Origin of the sequence: Streptomyces sp. JHA26 (assembly GCF_002005565.1) — a bacterium.
Taxonomy (GTDB): domain Bacteria; phylum Actinomycetota; class Actinomycetes; order Streptomycetales; family Streptomycetaceae; genus Streptomyces.
Window position 1 is genome coordinate 93974 of record NZ_BDJC01000005.1, and the last position, 16953, is coordinate 110926.

Consider the following 16953-nt stretch of genomic DNA (forward strand, 5'->3'; position numbering starts at 1 on the left):
CATCAGCCCATGTCAGGTCGGGTCGACCGACAAGCAAGCGGAGCTTACTTGTTGATCTTGGTGACCTGGCCGGCGCCCACGGTCCGGCCACCCTCGCGGATGGCGAACTTCAGGCCCTCTTCCATGGCGACGGGCTGGATGAGCTCCACCTTCATCTCGGTGTTGTCACCCGGCATGACCATCTCGGTGCCCTCGGGGAGGGTCACGACGCCGGTCACGTCCGTCGTGCGGAAGTAGAACTGCGGACGGTAGTTGTTGAAGAACGGCGTGTGGCGGCCACCCTCGTCCTTGGACAGGATGTAGGCCTGCGCCTCGAACTCGGTGTGCGGGGTGACCGAGCCCGGCTTGATGATGACCTGGCCGCGCTCGACGTCCTCGCGCTTGATGCCGCGGAGCAGCAGACCGACGTTCTCACCGGCCTGGCCCTCGTCGAGCAGCTTGCGGAACATCTCGATGCCGGTGACCGTGGTGGTGGTCTTCTCCGGCTTGATGCCGATGATGTCGACGGTCTCGTTGACCTTGAGGACACCACGCTCGATGCGGCCGGTGACGACCGTACCGCGACCGGTGATGGTGAAGACGTCCTCGATCGGCATCAGGAACGGCTTGTCGACGTCACGCTCGGGCTCCGGGATGGCCTCGTCCACGGCCTTCATGAGCTCGAGGACCGAGTTGCCCCACTCCTTGTCGCCCTCGAGGGCCTTCAGAGCGGAGACCTTGACGACGGGAACGTCGTCGCCCGGGAACTCGTACTCGGAGAGGAGCTCACGCACCTCGAGCTCGACGAGCTCCAGGATCTCCTCGTCGTCCACCATGTCGGCCTTGTTCAGGGCGACGACGATGTACGGAACGCCGACCTGGCGGGCCAGGAGCACGTGCTCCTTGGTCTGCGGCATCGGGCCGTCGGTGGCGGCGACCACGAGGATGGCGCCGTCCATCTGCGCCGCACCCGTGATCATGTTCTTGATGTAGTCCGCGTGACCGGGGCAGTCGACGTGGGCGTAGTGACGCGTCTCCGTCTGGTACTCGACGTGCGCGATGGAGATGGTGATACCGCGCTGGCGCTCTTCGGGAGCCTTGTCGATCTGGTCGAAGGCCGAGGCCTCGTTCAGGTCCGGGTACGCGTCGTGCAGCACCTTGGTAATGGCGGCCGTGAGGGTCGTCTTACCGTGGTCGATGTGACCGATGGTGCCGATGTTGACGTGCGGCTTAGTCCGCTCGAACTTCGCCTTCGCCACTGGGGTCCTCCTGTGGAGTGGTTCTGTACGCCTTACTCATCGGCGCCAGGTGATCTTTGCTGGGAAACCCGGGCCAGGGGGCATTCCACCGGGTTGGTGGCGGAATGCCCCTTGCAGGCTCCGGGGTCAAGCCTAAAGCGTGTGCGGGGGGTCCGTTAAACGGAGTCCCTTACTCGCCCTTGGCCTTCGCGATGATCTCCTCGGCGACGTTCCGGGGAACCTCGGCGTAGGAGTCGAACTGCATCGAGTAGCTTGCGCGACCCGACGTCTTGCTGCGGAGGTCGCCGACGTAGCCGAACATCTCCGACAGGGGCACGAGGCCCTTCACGACGCGGGCACCCGCCCGCTCCTCCATGGCCTGGATCTGGCCACGGCGGGAGTTGATGTCGCCGATGACCTCACCCATGTAGTCCTCGGGCGTGGTGACCTCGACGGCCATCATCGGCTCCAGGAGCACGGGCGAAGCCTTGCGCGCGGCCTCCTTGAAGGCCTGCGAACCGGCGATCTTGAACGCGAGTTCGGAGGAGTCGACCTCGTGGTAGCCACCGTCGATGAGCGTGACGCGGACGCCCGTCATCTCGTAGCCGGCCAGGATGCCGAACTGCATGGCCTCCTGCGCACCGGCGTCCACCGAAGGGATGTACTCCTTCGGGATGCGGCCACCGGTGACCTTGTTCACGAACTCGTACGAGGCGTCGCCGCCCTCGATCGGCTCGATCGCGATCTGCACCTTGGCGAACTGACCGGTACCACCGGTCTGCTTCTTGTGGGTGTAGTCCACGCGCTCGACGGCCTTGCGGATCGTCTCACGGTAGGCGACCTGCGGCTTGCCGACGTTGGCCTCGACCTTGAACTCACGGCGCATACGGTCGACCAGCACCTCGAGGTGCAGCTCGCCCATACCACCGATGATGGTCTGGCCCGTCTCCTCGTTCGTGTGAACCTGGAAGGACGGGTCCTCCTCGGCCAGGCGCTGGATCGCGACGCCGAGCTTCTCCTGGTCGCCCTTCGACTTGGGCTCGATGGCGACCTGGATGACCGGCGCCGGGAAGTCCATGGACTCCAGGATCACCGGGTTCTTGTCGTCGGACAGCGTCTCACCGGTGGTGGTCTGCTTCAGGCCCATGACGGCGACGATGTCGCCGGCGCCCACCGACTCGATCTCCTCACGCTTGTTGGCGTGCATGCGGTAGATCTTGCCGATGCGCTCCTTCTTGCCCTTGACGGAGTTCAGCACCGCGGTGCCGGACTCCAGGCGGCCCGAGTAGACCCGGACGAAGGTGAGCTTGCCGAGGTGCGGGTCGCTCATGATCTTGAACGCGAGCGCGGCCAGCGGCTCGTCCTCGGACGGCTTGCGCTTGATGACGACCTCGGGGTCCTTGACGTCCTGGCCCTCGATGGCCTCGACGTCGAGCGGGGTCGGCAGGTAGCGCACGACCGCGTCGAGCAGGGGCTGGACGCCCTTGTTCTTGAACGCGGTGCCGCAGAACACCGGGGTGACCGTGGTGTCGCTGGACTTGCCGGAGGCGATGGTGATGCGACGGATCGCGGCGTACAGCTGCTCCTCGGTGGGCTCCTGGCCCTCCAGGAACAGCTCCATGATCTCTTCGTCGTTCTCCGCGACGGCCTCGACCAGCTTGCCGCGCCACTCCTCGGCGGCCTCGGTGTGCGTGTCGGGGATGTCGACGACGTCGTACATCTCGCCCTTGGCGGCCTCGGCGGACCACACGAGCGCCTTCATGCGGACCAGGTCCACGACGCCCTTGAAGTCGGCCTCGGCACCGATCGGGAGCTGCATGACCAGCGGCTGGGCGCCCAGGCGGTCCGAGATCATCTCCACGCAGCGGTGGAACTCGGCGCCGGTACGGTCCAGCTTGTTCACGAAGCAGATGCGCGGAACGCCGTAACGGTCGGCCTGACGCCACACCGTCTCGGACTGCGGCTCGACACCGGCGACACCGTCGAACACGGTCACGGCACCGTCGAGCACACGCAGGGAACGCTCCACCTCGACGGTGAAGTCGACGTGCCCCGGGGTGTCGATGATGTTGATCGTGTAGTCGTTGTCCTCGAGCGGCCAGTGGCAGGTGGTCGCAGCAGACGTGATCGTGATGCCACGCTCCTGCTCCTGCTCCATCCAGTCCATGGTGGCAGCGCCGTCGTGGACCTCACCGATCTTGTACGACACACCGGTGTAGAACAGAATCCGCTCGGTGGTGGTCGTCTTGCCCGCGTCGATGTGGGCCATGATCCCGATGTTGCGGACCTTGGCCAGGTCAAGTGAAGTGGTAGCCATAAGGCTTCAGTCTTCTCTCGGTCTCGATGTGGGTAGCGACTACCAGCGGTAGTGCGCGAAGGCCTTGTTGGACTCGGCCATCTTGTGCGTGTCCTCGCGCTTCTTCACAGCGGCGCCGAGGCCGTTGGAGGCGTCGAGGAGCTCGTTGAGCAGACGCTCGGTCATGGTCTTCTCGCGACGGGCGCGGGAGTAACCGACGAGCCAGCGCAGCGCGAGGGTGTTGGCGCGACCGGGCTTGACCTCGATCGGCACCTGGTACGTCGCACCACCGACGCGGCGGGACTTGACCTCGAGGGTCGGCTTGATGTTCTCGAGAGCGCGCTTGAGCGTGATGACCGGGTCGTTGCCGGTCTTCTCGCGCAGGCCCTCCATGGCACCGTAGACGATGCGCTCGGCGGTGGAGCGCTTGCCGTTCAGCAGCACCTTGTTGATCAGGGAGGTCACCAGAGGAGAACCGTAGACCGGGTCGATGATGACCGGGCGCTTCGGGGCGGGGCCCTTACGAGGCATTCTTACTTCTCCTTCTTGGCGCCGTAGCGGCTGCGGGCCTGCTTGCGGTTCTTGACACCCTGGGTGTCGAGCGAGCCACGGATGATCTTGTAGCGAACACCCGGCAGGTCCTTCACACGGCCGCCGCGCACGAGCACGATGGAGTGCTCCTGCAGGTTGTGTCCCTCACCCGGAATGTAAGCAGTGACCTCGATACCGCTGGTCAGACGCACACGCGCGACCTTACGCAGGGCCGAGTTCGGCTTCTTCGGGGTGGTCGTGAACACACGCGTGCAGACGCCGCGACGCTGGGGCGAACCCTCGAGTGCGGGCGTCTTGTTCTTCTCGACCTTGTCCTGCCGGCCCTTGCGGACCAGCTGCTGGATCGTAGGCACTACTTCTCCGGTTTCTGTGTGCCGAATGGTGAAGCTAACCTGGGACGTCACCGACCCACGCGGTCGGGTGTGTCGAACCCGCGGACTCTCGCCGCGAGGACGGAAAGAGGCGCGGATCGCGGTGGCCACGCACGGCCCCCGGTGCGGTTGAAGGCACGCACGAAGGCCAGGGCACACCCCAGGCACAAGGTCTGAGCGTACCTATCGCATTCGCTGCGGTCAAAACAAATGGGCGAGACCGGCGCCGCCACCCGGCTTGCCCGGCTTTCACCCGATCCCGGTGCGCCTCCGCACGGACGTCCTGGACGCTCGCTCACGGGGGCGCGCCGCGGTGGAGGGCGCCCCGCCCCACCCCCTGGGTCCGCGGGGCGCCCACGCCGCGCCTCAGCCCCCGTCCAGGGCCGGCGCAGCACGCCGAAGGGCGGCCACCCCTCGCGGGGTGACCGCCCTTCGGTCGTATCAGGCGACTCGCTTACTGGTTGTACGGACCGTAGTCGTAGTCCTCCAGCGGAACGGCCTGGCCGGAGCCCGTGCCGAACGGCGAGTAGTCGATGTCGTCGTAGCCGACGGCCGAGTACATCGCGGCCTTGGCCTCCTCGGTCGGCTCGACCCGGATGTTGCGGTAGCGGGACAGGCCCGTACCGGCCGGGATGAGCTTACCGATGATGACGTTCTCCTTGAGGCCGATGAGGCTGTCGGACTTGGCGTTGATCGCCGCGTCCGTCAGGACTCGGGTCGTCTCCTGGAAGGAGGCGGCCGACAGCCAGGACTCCGTCGCCAGCGAGGCCTTGGTGATACCCATCAGCTGCGGACGACCGGAGGCCGGGTGACCGCCCTCCTGGACCACACGACGGTTCTCGGTCTCGAACTTCGACCGCTCGACCAGCTCGCCGGGCAGCAGCTCGGCGTCGCCGGACTCGATGATCGTCACGCGGCGCAGCATCTGCCGGATGATGATCTCGATGTGCTTGTCGTGGATCGACACGCCCTGCGAGTTGTAGACCTTCTGGACCTCGCCGACCAGGTGGACCTGGACGGCACGCTGACCCAGGATGCGCAGCACGTCGTGCGGGTTGGTGGCACCCACGGTGAGCTTCTGGCCCACCTCGACGTGCTCGCCCTCGGACACCAGGAGACGGGCGCGCTTCGAGATCGGGTAGGCCGTCTCGTCGCTGCCGTCGTCCGGGGTGACGACGATCTTCTTGGTCTTCTCGGTCTCCTCGATCCGCACGCGGCCGGAGGCCTCGGAGATCGGGGCGACACCCTTCGGGGTACGGGCCTCGAAGAGCTCGACGACACGGGGCAGACCCTGGGTGATGTCGTCACCGGCCACACCACCGGTGTGGAAGGTACGCATCGTCAGCTGGGTACCGGGCTCACCGATGGACTGGGCGGCGATGATGCCGACCGCCTCACCGATGTCGACCAGCTTGCCGGTGGCCAGGGAACGGCCGTAGCACATGGCGCAGGTGCCGACCTGGGACTCGCAGGTCAGGATCGAGCGGGTCTTGACCTCCTCGACACCGTGGCGCACGAGCTGGTCGATGAGCACGTCACCGAGGTCGACGTTGGCCGGCGCGATCACCTTGCCGTCGATGACGACGTCCTCGGCGAGCATGCGGGCGTACACGCTGGTCTCGACGTCGTCCGCCTTGCGCAGGACACCGTCCTCGCCGCGCTCGGCGATCCGCAGCTTCAGACCGCGCTCGGTGCCGCAGTCCTCCTCGCGGATGATGACGTCCTGGGAGACGTCGACCAGACGACGGGTGAGGTAACCCGAGTCGGCGGTACGCAGGGCGGTGTCCGCCAGACCCTTACGGGCACCGTGCGTGGAGATGAAGTACTCCAGCACGGACAGGCCCTCACGGAACGACGCCTTGATCGGACGCGGGATCGTCTCGTTCTTCGCGTTCGACACCAGACCACGCATACCGGCGATCTGACGCATCTGCATCATGTTGCCTCGTGCACCCGAGTTCACCATCATGAAGATCGGGTTGGTCTTCGGGAAGTTGTCGTTCATCGCCTCGGCGACCTCGTTGGTCGCCTTGGTCCAGATCGCGATGAGCTCCTGCGTGCGCTCGTCCTTGGTGATCAGACCGCGCTCGTACTGCTTCTGGACCTTCTCGTCCTGCGCCTCGTAGCCCCTGACGATCTCCTTCTTCGCCTCGGGAACGACGACGTCGGAGATGGCCACGGTGACGCCGGAACGGGTCGCCCAGAAGAAGCCGGCCGCCTTCAGGTTGTCGAGCGTCGCCGCCACGATGACCTTCGGGTAGCGCTCGGCGAGGTCGTTGACGATCTCGGAGAGCTGCTTCTTGCCGACCTCGTAGTCGACGAACGGGTAGTCCTCGGGCAGCAGCTCGTTGAAGAGCGCGCGGCCCAGCGTGGTCTTCAGGGTGAAGGTGTCACCCTGCTGCCACTCGGGCTCGCCCTCCTCGCGGGCCGGGGGCTCCCAGCCGCGGGGCGGGATGGTGCCCACCGGGAAGCGGATGTCGACCTTCGACTGGAGCGACAGCTCGCCCGCGTCGAACGCCATGATCGCCTCCGCGACCGAGGCGAAGGAACGGCCCTCGCCCTTGAGGTCGCGGCCCTCGCCGTCGGTGGTGAGGAAGAACAGACCGAGGACCATGTCCTGGGTCGGCATCGTCACCGGACGGCCGTCGGCCGGCTTGAGGATGTTGTTCGAGGACAGCATCAGGATGCGGGCCTCGGCCTGCGCCTCCGCGGACAGCGGCAGGTGCACGGCCATCTGGTCACCGTCGAAGTCCGCGTTGAACGCGGTGCAGACGAGCGGGTGGATCTGGATGGCCTTGCCCTCGACCAGCTGCGGCTCGAAGGCCTGGATGCCGAGGCGGTGCAGCGTGGGCGCACGGTTCAGCAGAACCGGGTGCTCCGCGATGACCTCTTCCAGCACGTCGTACACGACCGTGCGGCCGCGCTCGACCATGCGCTTGGCCGACTTGATGTTCTGCGCGTGGTTCAGGTCGACCAGGCGCTTCATCACGAACGGCTTGAAGAGCTCCAGCGCCATGGCCTTGGGCAGACCGCACTGGTGCAGCTTCAGCTGCGGGCCGACGACGATGACGGAACGCGCCGAGTAGTCGACTCGCTTGCCGAGCAGGTTCTGACGGAAGCGGCCCTGCTTGCCCTTGAGCATGTCGGACAGCGACTTCAGCGGACGGTTGCCGGGGCCCGTGACCGGGCGGCCGCGGCGGCCGTTGTCGAAGAGCGCGTCGACGGCCTCCTGGAGCATGCGCTTCTCGTTGTTCACGATGATCTCGGGCGCGCCGAGGTCGAGAAGCCGCTTCAGGCGGTTGTTGCGGTTGATGACGCGGCGGTACAGGTCGTTCAGGTCGGAGGTCGCGAAGCGGCCACCGTCCAGCTGCACCATCGGACGCAGGTCCGGCGGGATGACCGGCACGCAGTCCAGCACCATGCCCTTGGGGCTGTTGCTGGTCTGCAGGAACGCGGAGACGACCTTGAGGCGCTTGAGCGCGCGGGTCTTCTTCTGGCCCTTGCCGGTGCGGATGATCTCGCGGAGGCGCTCGGCCTCCTCCTCGAGGTCGAAGGACTCCAGGCGCTTCTGCAGCGCGGCGGCGCCCATCGAGCCGTCGAAGTAGGTGCCGAAGCGGTCGCGCAGCTCGCGGTAGAGCAGCTCGTCGCCCTCGAGGTCCTGGACCTTGAGGTTCTTGAACCGGTTCCACACCTCGTCGAGGCGGTCGATCTCGCGCTGCGCGCGGTCGCGCAGCTGCTTCATCTCACGCTCGGCGCCCTCGCGCACCTTGCGGCGCACGTCGGCCTTGGCGCCCTCGGCCTCGAGCTCGGCCAGGTCGGTCTCGAGCTTCTTGGCACGGGCCTCGAGGTCGGCGTCGCGGCGGTTCTCGATCTGCTGACGCTCGACGGAGACGTGGGCCTCCAGCGACGGCAGGTCGCGGGTGCGGCGCTCCTCGTCCACGAACGTGATCATGTAAGCGGCGAAGTAGATGACCTTCTCGAGGTCCTTCGGCGCCAGGTCCAGCAGGTAGCCCAGGCGCGACGGGACGCCCTTGAAGTACCAGATGTGGGTGACGGGGGCGGCCAGCTCGATGTGGCCCATCCGCTCACGGCGCACCTTGGCGCGCGTGACCTCCACGCCGCAGCGCTCACAGATGATGCCCTTGAAGCGGACGCGCTTGTACTTGCCGCAGTAGCACTCCCAGTCCCGGGTCGGACCGAAGATCTTCTCGCAGAAGAGTCCGTCCTTCTCGGGCTTGAGGGTGCGGTAGTTGATGGTCTCGGGCTTCTTGACCTCGCCGTGGCTCCACTGACGGATGTCGTCAGCGGTGGCCAGACCGATCCGGAGCTCGTCGAAGAAGTTGACGTCGAGCACTATGCGTCAATCCCTCTCAGGGTTGTAAGTCTTGGGGTCTGAATCGGGGGTCCTGGGGCCGGCGGGCCTTGATCGCTCAAGGCCCGCCGAAACTCCCGTCAGACCTCTTCGACGCTGCTCGGCTCGCGCCGGGACAGGTCGATGCCGAGCTCCTCCGCAGCGCGGAAGACGTCCTCGTCGGTGTCGCGCATCTCGATGGACATGCCGTCCGAGGACAGCACCTCCACGTTGAGGCACAGGGACTGCATCTCCTTGATGAGCACCTTGAAGGACTCGGGGATGCCGGGCTCAGGGATGTTCTCGCCCTTGACGATGGCCTCGTAGACCTTCACGCGGCCGGTCACGTCGTCGGACTTGATGGTCAGCAGCTCCTGGAGGGCGTACGCGGCGCCGTAAGCCTCCAGCGCCCACACCTCCATCTCACCGAAGCGCTGGCCACCGAACTGGGCCTTACCACCCAGCGGCTGCTGGGTGATCATCGAGTACGGGCCGGTCGAGCGGGCGTGCAGCTTGTCGTCGACCAGGTGGTGCAGCTTGAGGATGTACATGTAGCCGACCGAGATCGGGTCCGGGAACGGCTCACCGCTGCGGCCGTCGAACAGCCGCGCCTTGCCGGACGGGAGCACCATGCGCTCGCCGTCGCGGTTCGGGATGGTGTGCTGCAGCAGACCCGCGAGCTCGTCCTCACGCGCACCGTCGAAGACCGGGGTGGCGACGTTGGTGCCGGGCTCGACCTTGTCGGCGCCGATGGCCTGGAGGCGCTGTGCCCACTCGTCCGCGAGGCCGGAGACGTCCCAGCCGCGGCTGGCGAGCCAGCCGAGGTGGATCTCCAGGACCTGTCCCGGGTTCATTCGGGACGGGACGCCCAGCGGGTTGAGGATGATGTCGACCGGGGTGCCGTCCTCCAGGAACGGCATGTCCTCGATCGGCAGGATCTTCGAGATGACACCCTTGTTGCCGTGACGGCCGGCGAGCTTGTCACCGTCGGTGATCTTGCGCTTCTGCGCGACGTAGACGCGCACCAGCTGGTTCACACCGGGGGGAAGCTCGTCGCCCTCCTCGCGGTCGAAGACGCGGACGCCGATGACCTTGCCGATCTCGCCGTGCGGCACCTTCAGCGAGGTGTCACGGACCTCACGGGCCTTCTCACCGAAGATCGCGCGCAGCAGGCGCTCCTCGGGCGTCAGCTCGGTCTCGCCCTTGGGCGTGACCTTGCCGACGAGGATGTCGCCGGCGACGACGTCGGCGCCGATGCGGATGATGCCGCGCTCGTCGAGGTCGGCGAGGACCTCCTCGGAGACGTTCGGGATGTCCCGGGTGATCTCCTCGGGGCCGAGCTTGGTGTCACGGGCGTCGACCTCGTGCTCCTCGATGTGGATCGAGGAGAGGACGTCGTCCTGCACGAGGCGCTGCGACAGGATGATCGCGTCCTCGTAGTTGTGACCCTCCCACGGCATGAAGGCGACCAGCAGGTTCTTGCCGAGCGCCATCTCGCCGTTCTCGGTGGCCGGACCGTCGGCGAGGACCTGGCCCTCGACGACCCGGTCGCCCTCGTTGACGATGACCTTCTGGTTGACCGAGGTGCCCTGGTTGGAACGGGCGAACTTGGCCAGGCGGTACGTGATGTACGTGCCGTCGTCGTTGGTGGTGGTGATGTAGTCCGCGGAGACCTCCTGGACCACACCCGCCTTCTCGGCCTTGACCACGTCGCCGGCGTCGACCGCGGAGCGGTACTCCATGCCGGTGCCGACGAGCGGCGACTCGCTCTTGATGAGCGGGACGGCCTGACGCATCATGTTCGCGCCCATGAGGGCACGGTTGGCGTCGTCGTGCTCGAGGAACGGGATCATGGCGGTCGCGACCGACACCATCTGGCGCGGCGAGACGTCCATGTAGTCGACGTCGTCACCGGGGACGTAGTCGACCTCGCCGCCACGGCGGCGGACCAGCACGCGGTTCTCGGCGAAGCGGAACTCGTCGGTCAGCGGCGCGTTGGCCTGCGCGATGACGAAGCGGTCCTCCTCGTCGGCGGTCAGGTAGTCGACCTCGTCGGTGACCCGGCCGTCGACGACCTTGCGGTACGGCGTCTCGATGAAGCCGAACGGGTTGATCCGGCCGTACGAGGCGAGCGAGCCGATCAGACCGATGTTCGGGCCTTCCGGCGTCTCGATCGGGCACATGCGGCCGTAGTGCGACGGGTGCACGTCGCGGACCTCGAAGCCGGCCCGCTCACGGGAGAGACCACCCGGGCCGAGCGCGTTGAGACGACGCTTGTGCGTCAGACCCGACAGCGGGTTGTTCTGGTCCATGAACTGGGACAGCTGGCTGGTGCCGAAGAACTCCTTGATGGAGGCGACGACCGGCCGGATGTTGATCAGGGTCTGCGGCGTGATCGCCTCGACGTCCTGGGTGGTCATGCGCTCGCGCACGACGCGCTCCATACGGGCGAGACCCGTACGGACCTGGTTCTGGATCAGCTCGCCGACGTTGCGGATGCGGCGGTTGCCGAAGTGGTCGATGTCGTCGGTCTCGACGATGATCGAACGGCCCGACTCGCCGACCGTCTCGGTCTCACCGGCGTGCAGCTTCACCAGGTACTTGATGGTGGCGATGATGTCGTCGGTGGTGAGCACGCCGGCGTCCAGCGGCTCGTCCGCGCCGAGCTTCTTGTTCACCTTGTAGCGGCCGACCTTGGCGAGGTCGTAGCGCTTGGGGTTGAAGTAGAGGTTCTCGAGCAGCGTCTGCGCGGCCTCGCGCGTGGGGGGCTCGCCCGGACGCAGCTTGCGGTAGATGTCGAGCAGCGCGTCGTCCTGGCCCTGGGTGTGGTCCTTCTCCAGGGTGGCGCGCATGGACTCGTACTCGCCGAACTCCTCGAGGATCTGCTCGGTGGTCCAGCCGAGGGCCTTGAGGAGGACGGTCACGGACTGCTTGCGCTTGCGGTCGATGCGCACACCGACCATGTCGCGCTTGTCGATCTCCATCTCCAGCCAGGCACCCCGGGACGGGATGATCTTGGCGGAGAAGATGTCCTTGTCGGACGTCTTGTCGATGGAGGAGTCGAAGTAGACACCCGGCGAGCGGACCAGCTGGGACACCACGACACGCTCGGTGCCGTTGATGACGAAGGTGCCCTTGTTCGTCATGAGCGGGAAGTCGCCCATGAAGACGGTCTGGGACTTGATCTCGCCGGTCTCGTTGTTGGTGAACTCGGCGGTGACGAAGAGCGGGGCGGCATACGTGAAGTCGCGCTCCTTGCACTCGTCGATGCTGTTCTTCGGGGGCTCGAAACGGTGGTCGCGGAACGTCAGCGACATCGACCCGGAGAAGTCCTCGATCGGGGAGATCTCCTCGAAGATCTCTTCCAGACCGGACTTGGTGGGGACGTCGTGACCGGACTCCAGAGCCGACTCGACGCGAGCCTTCCACGCGTCGTTGCCGAGCAGCCAGTCGAAGCTCTCGGTTTGCAGCGCGAGGAGGTTCGGAACCTCGAGGGGCTCCTGGATCTTTGCAAAGGAGATGCGCAGCGGGGCGGTGCTGGCAGCGTTGTTCGTATTCGCGGTCGAGGCATTGCGCGAGGCGGCCAAGAGGGGGTCCTTCCGAGGGCTCGGACTCACTACGCGCGTACCGGCCCCTCTTCCTCACACGGAGACAAAGGGTGTCTGATGTGGCTGAAGAGCCAGGTCAGACATGCTCTGGTCGTCAGTGCTCGGGCGAGGGTAGACCCCTGGTGACGGGCAGGGGGCAGCTAACAGGCAGCGCAAAGGGACAGTGTAGCCACTTGGCACACTGATGTCCAGTGCGGGTTTCCCGAACCGTGTTCGCTCCTCGTTGTACTCACCACCTGCGGCAAGGTCTCGCCCTCAACGCACCGTGATACTGCCCTGTTCGCCGTGGATCCATGCCTCGGATTCGGATCCTTGTGACGACGCGTCCTGAGAATTGCGCGCTGCGTGCGGTTCGTCAAGGCCCCCCTTGTCCAAACCGGCTGCCGTCCAGGGACTCTCAGGGTCCCGGAGACGGCACGACGAAGATCACCATACTCGTCGTCGTCACCCGTGCAAGGCAGCCGCTGCCGGACCCCCGGAACGCCGAAGAGCGACCACCCGGATGGATGATCGCTCTTCGGTGCTTGCGCGTTACAGGTCCTGAGGAACCCGTGAGGTCTTACTTGACCTCGACCGACGCGCCGGCGCCCTTGAGGGACTCGGCGGCCTTGTCGGCGGTCTCCTTGTTGACCTTCTCGAGGACCGGCTTCGGGGTGCCGTCGACGAGGTCCTTGGCCTCCTTCAGACCCAGGGAGGTCAGCTCACGCACGACCTTGATGACCTGGATCTTCTTGTCGCCGGCGCCGGTGAGGATGACGTCGAACTCGTCCTTCTCCTCGGCGGCCTCGGCCGGGGCGGCCGGACCGGCCGGACCCGCGACGGCCACGGCGGCGGCGGCGGTGACGTCGAACTTCTCCTCGAAGGCCTTCACGAACTCGGAGAGCTCGATGAGGGTCATCTCCTCGAACTGGGCGAGCAGGTCTTCCTGGCTGAGCTTCGCCATGATGGCGGTCCTTCCACTAATTCGGCAGGTGCCGGATGTACGGGGTGAGGCGGGCGTACGTCGGGCCCGCATCGGCTCTCGCCTCAGGCGGCGAGAGCCGTCAAGCGAGCCGAGTTACTCGGCACCGCCCTGCTCGTCCTGCTTGGCACGGAGCGCGTCCACGGTGCGGACGAGCTTCGAGGGGAGCGCCTGGAAGAGCTGAGCAGCCTGGGACTGCTTGCCCTTGAAGGCACCCGCCAGCTTGGAGAGCAGAACCTCGCGGGACTCGAGGTCCGCGAGCTTCTTGATCTCGTCGGCGGACATCGCCTTGCCGTCAAGGACACCGCCCTTGATGACGAGGTTCGGGTTGTCCTTGGCGAAGTCGCGCAGACCCTTCGCCGACTCCACCGGGTCACCGGTGACGAAGGCGACGGCCGTCGGACCAGCGAAGAGCTGGTCGTCGAGCGTGATCCCGGCCTCGTTGGCCGCAATCTTGGTCAGCGTGTTCTTCACCACGGCGTACTGGGCGTTCTCACCGAGCGACCGGCGCAGCGTCTTGAGCTGCGCCACGGTGAGACCGCGGTACTCGGTCAGCACGGCGGCGTTGGAGCTGCGGAACTTGTCCGTCAGCTCGGCAACCGCGGCAGCCTTTTCGGGCGTCGCCATAGAGCCTCGGCCTCCTTCCGGGTGATTCGGACCGCGCGGACCCGAAGGAGGACTGGGGAAAACGAAACGCCCCGGCGCAGGCGCACGGGGCGTGGCTCGACCGGACGCACACGCTCGAGGCGTGCCGTGCGGGAGCTCATCCACAGTCACCTGCGCGGGTCGTCCGCAGTTCAGCGGATCCTTCGGCCACCGTGACTCTCACGAGCACACGGCAACGACCAGCGGTCTTTGGCTTCTGTGGGAGCGTACGTGAACGGGGCAGTGTCAAGCAAATCCGCCCGTACGGCGACCCGGCCGGTCTCAGCCCGCCTGGCCCTCCTGCATCATCTCGGCCAGGTCCGTCGTCTCCCCGGCCGGCGGGGCGGTGACCTTCACGGGCTCGTTGAAGCCGAGGAAGGTGACGGTCATGTCCAGCGGGCCCTTGGCGGCGTCGCCGCGCATGCGGAACTGCTTGGCCCGGTCGTCGCCGTCGATCCACATGTCCATCGTGAGCTTGTCGACGCCCATCTTCTCGTACTGCTCGATGCTCTTGCGGCGCTGGTCCCGGGTGGCCTTGTCCTCGTCGGCGAGGGACTTCTCCAGGGCGTCGAGGGTGACGGTGCCCTTGTAGTGGGTGGTCTTCACCCCGTCGACGTCCTCGGTGCCGACCTTCTCGACGTCCTCGGCACTGGTGAGGAAGGTGGACTCGGCCGCCGGGTTCTTGTCGGCCTGGGAGACGCTGCCGAGCTGGTTGAGCTCCTTGTCGGCGCCCATCGCGGCCAGGTCGAACTTGAGCCAGCTCTTGCCGTCCATCTCCTTGGCCGCCTCGGCGCCGCCGTTGAGGTAGAGGGCCTTGTCGACGAGGCGGATCTCGGCGGTCGCGTCGGCGCCCCGGTCGGGCGCCTTCATCTTCATGGCCATCGCGACCGTCGGCTTGAGCTGCATCTGGGCCTCGGCCTCGATGCGGCCCTCCTCGGGAGCCCTTCCGGTCATGCGGTAGTGGAGGGAGCTGATGCCCTCCGTGTTCTTCGCCGCCTCGGCGACGGCCGCCGCCGGCGTCATCCCGGGGGACTTGTCCGCCCCCTCGTCCTTCGAACAGCCCACCGCGCCGGCGGCGAGCAGCAGCGCGGCCAGGCCCGCGCCCACGGGCACGCGTACAGAAGTCTTCGTCATGGATTCCCCCCAGGGACACGGGAAGTGGACAGCTGTCACACAGTCAGGACGCGGAAGCATCCGAAACGGTTCGAATGATTTTGCGATTTTTTGAATCAGGTGCCGTCGTCCGGTGTCGTCAGCAGCTCCTTGAAGTCCGCCGTGTCGGCGGCCGGGGGCCGCTCGACGGGGACGGGGACGCCGTAGTCGCTGTAGTAGGCGGTCTGGGACAGCTCACCCGTCTCCGTACGTCCCCGCTCGGTCTTCTTCACCAGCAGGTCCTGTGCGTCGACCCAGATGTCGACGGTCCGTCCGGTGCCGCCCGCCACCGTGCCGGACCAGTGCGTGGTGTACCGCCCGCGCGTCGTCTCCTTGCCGACCTCGTGCACGTCGTCGGAGGTGAGCAGCAGTCTCACCGCCTCGTCCGGGGCGGTGTCGCGCATCCGGTCCGCGAAGCCGGCGTCGGCGCCGTCGCCGAGGTTCTCCAGGTCGGCGTACACGTACTTGATCCAGTGCCGGCCGCCCGCCCGGGCGGCGAAGGCGTCGCCCATCTTCGCGTAGTAGGCGTCGGGCAGGTAGCGGGCCTCCATGGAGGTGGTGCCTAGCCGGCGCATCGCGTCGGCGGTCGTCCCTCCGGTGTAGGTGAGCGTCAGGGTGCCGGTGAGGCCGTCGCCCCAGCGGAGGGCGCCTTCGGCCTTCAGGGACAGTTCGTCGCCCACGACGGTCGTGGAGTGGACCCACGCCGAGCCGGCCCTGCTCGTGGCACGCTCCACGGTACGCAGCGGCTCCGCCCACGGGACGGGATCGTCCTCGGTGGGGCCGGAGGGGACGCAGGCGGCCAGACACGCCAGCACCGCCGTCACCGCGATCGAGAAGGCCGTGCGGCGTCCCGCCGTGCTCGTCATGTCGTCCCACCCCTGTGCGCGTCGCCTGCCCGCACGCTAGCCCAGGCGCCCGGCTCCCGTACCGGGAAAGGGGACGGGCCCCGCACCTCGGAAGGTGCGGGGCCCGTGAACCGGTGGGGCGAGCCGTCGGCTCAGACCGCGGCCGGGTCCTCCTCGACGAGGAGGTTGCGGGTGCGGTTGGAGTCGACCGGAATGCCGGGGCCCATCGTGGTGCTGATGGCGGCCTTCTTGATGTAGCGACCCTTGGCGGCGGACGGCTTCAGACGGAGGATCTCCTCCAGGGCCGCGCCGTAGTTCTCCACCAGCTTGGTGTCGTCGAACGACGTCTTGCCGATGATGAAGTGCAGGTTCGAGTGCTTGTCGACGCGGAACTCGATCTTGCCGCCCTTGATGTCGTTGACAGCCTTGGCGACGTCCGGGGTCACGGTGCCGGTCTTGGGGTTCGGCATGAGACCACGGGGACCGAGCACGCGGCCGAGGCGGCCGACCTTGCCCATGAGGTCCGGGGTGGCGACGACGGCGTCGAAGTCCAGACGGCCCTTCGACACCTCGTCGATCAGTTCGTCGGCGCCGACGATGTCGGCGCCCGCGGCACGCGCGGCCTCGGCACGGTCGCCGGTCGCGAAGACCAGGACCCGGGCGGTCTTACCGGTGCCGTGCGGGAGGTTCACGGTGCCACGGACCATCTGGTCGGCCTTGCGCGGGTCGACACCCAGGCGGAAGGCGACCTCGACGGTGCCGTCGAACTTGGTCGTGGAGGTCTCCTTGGCGAGACGGACGGCCTCGAGCGGGGCGTAGAGCTTGTCCCGGTCGACCTTGGCGTCCGCAGCGCGGAGAGACTTGCTGCGCTTGCTCACTACTGCTCCTGTTGGCTTCTTAGGAGTCGTGGTCCGGGCCGAGCAGGCCCTGCCACTTCTGCTTGCTTACGGGGGTG

At 66.9% G+C, this 16953-nt stretch carries 11 protein-coding genes; all 11 read right to left on the reverse strand.

The genetic code is table 11. The features are described from left to right. Nucleotides 1-44 precede the first annotated feature (44 nt). Complete coding sequence (tuf, locus tag JHAT_RS04890; protein ID WP_077796778.1) at nt 45-1238, reverse strand: elongation factor Tu; 1194 nt, start codon at nt 1236-1238, stop codon at nt 45-47. Nucleotides 1239-1407: 169 nt separating this feature from the next. After that, the gene (gene fusA / locus JHAT_RS04895) at nt 1408-3534 is read right to left on the reverse strand and encodes an elongation factor G (RefSeq protein WP_077796779.1); all 2127 of its coding nucleotides are present in this window, start codon (nt 3532-3534) and stop codon (nt 1408-1410) included. Nucleotides 3535-3573: 39 nt separating this feature from the next. Next, nucleotides 3574-4044 carry a 30S ribosomal protein S7 gene (rpsG, locus tag JHAT_RS04900; RefSeq protein ID WP_003974303.1) on the reverse strand — a complete coding sequence of 157 codons (471 nt, stop codon included), beginning with the start codon at nt 4042-4044 and terminating at the stop codon, nt 3574-3576. A gap of 2 nt (nt 4045-4046) precedes the next feature. Beyond that, nucleotides 4047-4418 (reverse strand): 30S ribosomal protein S12, encoded by a 372-nt coding sequence (gene rpsL / locus JHAT_RS04905; protein ID WP_003948652.1) that lies wholly within the window; start codon nt 4416-4418, stop codon nt 4047-4049. A gap of 472 nt (nt 4419-4890) precedes the next feature. Then, nucleotides 4891-8790, reverse strand: a complete 3900-nt coding sequence (locus JHAT_RS04910) for a DNA-directed RNA polymerase subunit beta' (RefSeq protein ID WP_077796780.1) — start codon at nt 8788-8790, stop codon at nt 4891-4893. A 98-nt stretch (nt 8791-8888) separates the two neighbouring features. After that, complete coding sequence (gene rpoB / locus JHAT_RS04915; protein WP_077796781.1) at nt 8889-12374, reverse strand: DNA-directed RNA polymerase subunit beta; 3486 nt, start codon at nt 12372-12374, stop codon at nt 8889-8891. A 580-nt stretch (nt 12375-12954) separates the two neighbouring features. Continuing rightward, nucleotides 12955-13338 carry a 50S ribosomal protein L7/L12 gene (gene rplL, locus JHAT_RS04925; RefSeq protein WP_077796782.1) on the reverse strand — a complete coding sequence of 128 codons (384 nt, stop codon included), beginning with the start codon at nt 13336-13338 and terminating at the stop codon, nt 12955-12957. Between the two features lie 114 nt (nt 13339-13452). After that, nucleotides 13453-13983 carry a 50S ribosomal protein L10 gene (rplJ, locus tag JHAT_RS04930; protein ID WP_077796783.1) on the reverse strand — a complete coding sequence of 177 codons (531 nt, stop codon included), beginning with the start codon at nt 13981-13983 and terminating at the stop codon, nt 13453-13455. Nucleotides 13984-14283: 300 nt separating this feature from the next. Further along, the gene (locus JHAT_RS04935) at nt 14284-15135 is read right to left on the reverse strand and encodes an LppX_LprAFG lipoprotein (RefSeq protein ID WP_077796784.1); all 852 of its coding nucleotides are present in this window, start codon (nt 15133-15135) and stop codon (nt 14284-14286) included. Between the two features lie 95 nt (nt 15136-15230). Beyond that, nucleotides 15231-16019 (reverse strand): hypothetical protein, encoded by a 789-nt coding sequence (locus tag JHAT_RS04940; RefSeq protein WP_077796785.1) that lies wholly within the window; start codon nt 16017-16019, stop codon nt 15231-15233. A 131-nt stretch (nt 16020-16150) separates the two neighbouring features. Next, a complete protein-coding gene (gene rplA, locus JHAT_RS04945) occupies nt 16151-16876 on the reverse strand; it encodes a 50S ribosomal protein L1 (protein WP_077796786.1) in 726 nt (241 codons plus the stop codon). Nucleotides 16877-16953: the final 77 nt, after the last annotated feature.